Source organism: Sphingopyxis sp., assembly GCF_036402335.1.
Classification (GTDB): domain Bacteria; phylum Pseudomonadota; class Alphaproteobacteria; order Sphingomonadales; family Sphingomonadaceae; genus Sphingopyxis.
Genome location: NZ_DASWTD010000013.1, coordinates 1 through 5,088, shown reverse-complemented (window position 1 = coordinate 5,088; position 5,088 = coordinate 1). Strand labels below are relative to the sequence as shown.

Sequence of the window (5,088 nt, the reverse complement as noted above, 5' to 3'; positions counted from 1 at the left end):
GAAGAACCGGCCCCGGCCACGCCGCGGTCGGCATCGGGTACACCGGATTCCGCGCAACCGGCTGCCTCCGACAGCCCGGCATTGCCGCCCCGACAGTCCGGCGCATCCGATATCGCCGCGCCCACCGCCGCACCGCTCCCGGCTGCGGCACCCGTGGCTGACGATGCCCCGGCCGCCGCTGCTCCGGCGAGCGCCGGCGCAGGCACGCCGTTCTGGGCCTGGTTGCTCGCGGCGCTCGCCGCCGCCGGTGCGGGTTTCTGGTACTGGCGCCGCCGCGCTGCGCTTGCCGGCTCCGGCGCCAACGAGGTCGAAAAGGCGCCTCGCGTTCCCGCGCCACCCGCCGCGCCGCGCACTGCCACGCCGCCCGCAAGACCCGCTGCGCCTGTGCCGGCGCCGCTGCCTGCTCCGGCCCGACCCGCCCTTCGCGACGAACCGCGTCCGGCTTCGCCGCTCGTCACGCGCGCGAGCGGCGAGCAACGCGCGCAGGTGGGCATGGCGCTCGATGTTCGCAGCATCCGCTTCGCGCCCGACCATGTCGCGGTCGGCTTTACGCTCCATCTGGTGAACGAGGGCACGTTGCCCGCGACCGGGTTGATGGTCCGCATCGCGCTCAATCAGGGATCGGCGATGCCCGAGCCGGTGCTCGGCCGTTTCTTCGACGGCGCGGGCGGCAGCGTGCTGCGCGACGACATCTTGCTCGGGGTCGGCGCGGGCGAGGAATTGTCGACCGAAGTCATGCTGCCGCGCGCCGCGATCGAGCCGCTGATGATCGGCGGCAAGCCGATGCTGGTCCCGGTGATGGCATTCGACGTGACCTATCACTGGGACGGCGAGGGCGAGGCGTTCGGGCAGAATGCGGGCAGCTTCGTGCTCGGCCGCGCCGCGGCGCCCGGCGCAGGCGACAAGCTCGCGCCGCTGGCGCTCGACCGCGCGTCCTATAATGTCGACCGCCCTGCGGCGCGCTCGACGGCGATCCGGCGCAGCCAGTAGCTTCCCTGCCGCTTTTTTGTTGCGGTGCAGCATCGGCTGAGGCAGGACTGACCCCGCTTGAAAAAGCAAAGGTGGGGGCATAGGCTATGTTTTCCCCGGAAAGACAAAGAGCCACAGCAGGATGGCCGGGCGAGGGACAGGCAAACAGGTTCCCGGACGGTCGCAACAGGAGCATGACATGGACGCCTTGGTCTCAACCGACTGGCTGGAACGCGAACTGGGGGCATCGGACTTGCGGGTCGTCGATGCGACGAAATTTATGGCCGACGCCGGACGCGACGCGCGCGCCGAATATGAAGCGGGTCATATCCCCAGTGCGGTCTTTATCGACCTGGCCGAACTGACCGATGCGTCTTCTGCGATCGAAAATACCGCGCCCCCCGCCGAAAAATTCGCCAGCCGCATGCAGTCGCTCGGCCTTGGCGACGGCAGCCGCATCGTGATCTATGATGACAGCCCGCTGAAGAGCGCGGCGCGCGCCTGGTGGCTGCTGAAACTGTTCGGTGCGCATGATGTCGCGCTGCTCGACGGTGGCCTCGCCAAGTGGAAGGCCGAAGGCCGTGCGCTCGAAATGGGCAAGCAGACCCTGCGCCACCGCCATTTCACCGTATGGCGCGATGCCAAGGCGGTGCGCACCAAGGAACAGATGCTCGCGAACTTGGACAGCGGCGCCGAGCAGGTCGTCGACGCGCGCCCCGCCGCGCGCTTCACCGGCGAGGAACGCGATCCGCGCCCCGGCCTTGCGCCCGGCCATATCCCGAATTCGCGCAGCCTGCCGCATGGCGAGCTGTTCAACGCCGACGGCACGTGGAAACAGGGCGATGCGCTCGAGGCGGCCTTCGACGCCGCGGGGATCGATCTCGACCAGCCGCTCGTCACGACCTGCGGCAGCGGGATGACCGCGACCGTCGTCGCCTTCGGCGCGCACCTGCTCGGCAAGGATGATGTCGCGGTCTATGACGGCAGCTGGGCCGAATGGGGTGCCGATCCGGCGACGCCGAAGGCGACCGGCGCGGCCTGAGCCCGTTCCGAAGCGCTGCCCGGTCTGCGTGCCGCTGGCTTTTGGCGAGCGGCACGCTAACAAGACGGGCATGAGCAGCAGCGACGATCCGAACCTCCGCCCCGCGACGAAGCTCGTGCAGGGCGGTCGCCGGCCCGAATGGACGGGCGACCCGCGTCTGGGCGGCAGCGTCGTCAATCCGCCGGTGTGGCGTGCCTCGACGATCCTCTACGACAATATCGCCGATCTCAAGGCGCGCGGCCATGCGACGCACGACAAGCTTTATTACGGCCGGCGCGGGACGCCGACCGTTTGGGCGCTCGCCGACGCGTTGACCGATCTCGAGCCGGGAGCCGAAGGGACCTTGCTCTACCCGTCGGGAGTCGCGGCGATTTCGGCCGGGCTGCTCGCGCTCCTCTCGCCGGGCGATCATCTGTTGATGGTCGACAGCGCCTATGAACCGACGCGCTCGTTCTGCAACGGCATGCTGGCGCGTTTCGGTGTCACCACCACCTATTACGATCCGTCGATCGGCGCCGGCATCGCCGATCTGATCACGCCCGAAACGAAGCTGATCTTCCTCGAATCGCCGGGCAGCCTGACCTTCGAGATGCAGGACGTCCCTGCGATCGTCGCGCGCGCGCGCGCGCGGGGCGTGACGACGATGCTCGACAACACATGGGCGACGCCGCTGCTCTTTCCGGCGCTCGCGCTCGGGGTCGATGTGACGGCGATGAGCCTGACCAAATATGTCGGCGGGCACAGCGATGCGATGATGGGGGCGCTGACCGCGACCAAGGTGCTCTGGCCCCGGCTGCGGCACGCGACCTATCAGCTTGGCTTGTCGGTATCCCCCGACGATTGCGCGTTGATGCTGCGCGGCCTGCGCACTCTCGATGTCCGGCTGGCGCGGCACGGCGAAAACGGTCTTGCGGTCGCGAACTGGCTTGCCGGGCGGTCCGAGGTCGGCCGCGTGCTCCATCCGGCGCTGCCGGGCGATCCCGGCCATGCCATATGGGCGCGCGACTTTACCGGAACGAGCGGCCTGTTCGGTTTCACGCTGAAGGACGCCGACGACGCCGGCCGAACCCGTTTCATCGACGCGCTATCGGCCTTCGGCATCGGTTTCAGCTGGGGCGGCTATGAAAGCCTCGTTGTCCCCAGCAATCCGGCGGAGATTCGCACCGCGGTGGCGTGGACCGACACCGATTCGCTCGTCCGCCTCTCGGTCGGTCTCGAACATTCCGCCGACCTGATCGCTGATCTCGAACGCGGCTTTGCCGCGATGGCGGGATGACCCGGATGGACGGACTGCCCGAAGGCGTCGTCCGCACGATCGCGGCGCTGAAGGCGATCGGTATCGACGTCGGCTCGTACCGGCTGTCGCTTTACGGGCTCTTCTCGACGATCGTCGTCGCGGTGCTGCTGTACCTTGCGGTGCGAATCATCCTGCGGTCGATCAAATGGCTGCTCCGCCGCAATACCCAGATCGACGCGACGCAGCGTCTCCTCGCCGAAAAGCTGATCGCGATCGCGCTCTTCGTCTTTGCGATGCTCTTCGGAATCGACCTGCTCGGCATCGACCTGACCGCGCTCGCGGTCTTCTCGGGCGCGGCAGGCCTCGCGATCGGTTTCGGGCTGCAGAAGACCGTCGGCAATCTGATTGCGGGGATCATCCTGCTCATGGACCGCTCGATCAAGCCGGGCGACATCGTCGTCGTCGGCGACGGCAGTTCGATGGGCGGGTCGGCGCTACCCGGCGGCGTGCCCAATGTCGGGCGCGTCGCCAAGATCGGGGTGCGCGCGGTCAACGTCATCACGCGCGACGGCAAGAAGCACCTGATCCCGAACGAACTTTTGATGACCCAGCCGGTCGAGAACTGGAGTTATGCGAGCCCCGAGGTGCGGGTGCGGATGCGCGTGCCGGTCGGCTATGACTGCGACCTGAGGCTCGCGCAGCGGTTGATGGTCGAAACCGCGAAGGAAAATCCGCGCATCCTGAACGAGCCCGAGCCGGTCGTCTGGATCACCGCCTTCGGCGAACGCGCGGTCGAGCATGAGCTGCGCTACTGGATTTCGGATCCCGAGGCGGGGCTGGGGAATATCCAGGGCGAGGTGTTCCTCGGCATCTGGGACCGCTTCACGGAAGCGCGAATCCGCATTCCCTATCCGCGGACCGACGTGCGGATGGTCGGGGCGCCGGATACGGACGAGACGCCCAAGTCATAAATGCGTCATTGCGAGGAGCCGAAGGCGACGCAGCAATCCAGAGCGGCGCAAGGCCGCCCCTGGATTGCTTCGCTACGCTCGCAATGACGAGAAAGTGAAGGTCAGAAGCCGATCTTCTTCGCGCGTTCGATGCACTCGACGATGATGCTCTTGGCCTCGTCGACATCGCCCCAGCCGTTGAGCTTCGCCCATTTGCCGGGTTCGAGATCCTTATAGTGGGTGAAGAAATGCTCGATCTGCTGGAGCACGATTTCGGGCATGTCCTTGTAGGTCGCGACCTTGTCGTAATAGGGGAAGGTCTTGTTGACGGGGACGCAGAGCAGTTTCTCGTCGCCGCCGGCGTCGTCGACCATCTTCAGCACGCCGATCGGGCGGCACTTGACCACCGCGCCGGCGACGATCGGCGAGCGCGCGACGACGAGGGCATCGAGCGGATCGCCGTCCTCGCCGAGCGTGTGCGGGACGAAGCCATAGTTGGCAGGGTAGCGCATCGGGGTGTGCAGGAACCGGTCGACGAACAGCGCGCCCGATGCCTTGTCGAATTCATATTTCACCGGCTCGCCGCCGATCGGAACTTCGATCAGGACATTGAGGCTGTCGGGCGGGCTGTCGCCCGCAGGAATCAGGTCGATGCGCATGGGAGAATGGAGTCCTTTGTTCTGTTCTCCGCCGAATCTTTACAGTTGGCGGCGCGGCGCCAATAGCCGATCGAACCAGTCGGGGCCACCGCCCGTTTTTTCGAGGTGCGGCCAGCGCAGGCCGCCATGATAGTCGATCTCGATATTGCGATAGCGGCCGCCGCGCTCGACGATCAGCCGGACCGGCGTCTTGCCATCGGTTGCGGCGCGAATCGCGCTTTCAATACGTTC

Annotated in this window: 6 protein-coding genes; 4 read left to right on the top strand and 2 right to left on the bottom strand. The window is 67.0% G+C overall.

Annotation, left to right across the window (positions count from 1 at the left end):
- Positions 1-153: 153 nt before the first annotated feature.
- The 4 genes from VGD20_RS00370 to VGD20_RS00355 all read left to right on the top strand — a co-directional run bounded on the left by VGD20_RS00370 (position 154) and on the right by VGD20_RS00355 (position 4,219).
- The gene (locus VGD20_RS00370) at positions 154-990 is read left to right on the top strand and encodes a hypothetical protein (RefSeq protein WP_331132551.1); all 837 of its coding nucleotides are present in this window, start codon (positions 154-156) and stop codon (positions 988-990) included.
- Positions 991-1,168: 178 nt separating this feature from the next.
- A complete protein-coding gene (gene sseA, locus VGD20_RS00365) occupies positions 1,169-2,011 on the top strand; it encodes a 3-mercaptopyruvate sulfurtransferase (RefSeq protein ID WP_331132550.1) in 843 nt (280 codons plus the stop codon).
- A gap of 70 nt (positions 2,012-2,081) precedes the next feature.
- Complete coding sequence (gene metC, locus VGD20_RS00360) at positions 2,082-3,287, top strand: cystathionine beta-lyase (RefSeq protein WP_331132549.1); 1,206 nt, start codon at positions 2,082-2,084, stop codon at positions 3,285-3,287.
- Positions 3,284-4,219 (top strand): mechanosensitive ion channel family protein, encoded by a 936-nt coding sequence (locus tag VGD20_RS00355; protein ID WP_331132548.1) that lies wholly within the window; start codon positions 3,284-3,286, stop codon positions 4,217-4,219. Before metC ends, VGD20_RS00355 begins: the two co-directional genes overlap by 4 nt.
- Positions 4,220-4,320: 101 nt before the next feature.
- Here VGD20_RS00355 and ppa read toward each other — a convergent pair whose 3' ends face one another.
- Both ppa and VGD20_RS00345 read right to left on the bottom strand, forming a co-directional pair.
- Positions 4,321-4,857, bottom strand: coding sequence for an inorganic diphosphatase (ppa, locus tag VGD20_RS00350; RefSeq protein WP_331132547.1), 537 nt, complete (start codon positions 4,855-4,857; stop codon positions 4,321-4,323).
- Between the two features lie 39 nt (positions 4,858-4,896).
- Positions 4,897-5,088, bottom strand: a 192-nt coding sequence (locus VGD20_RS00345) for a hypothetical protein (RefSeq protein ID WP_331132546.1), incomplete at its 5' end; no start/stop codon positions are given.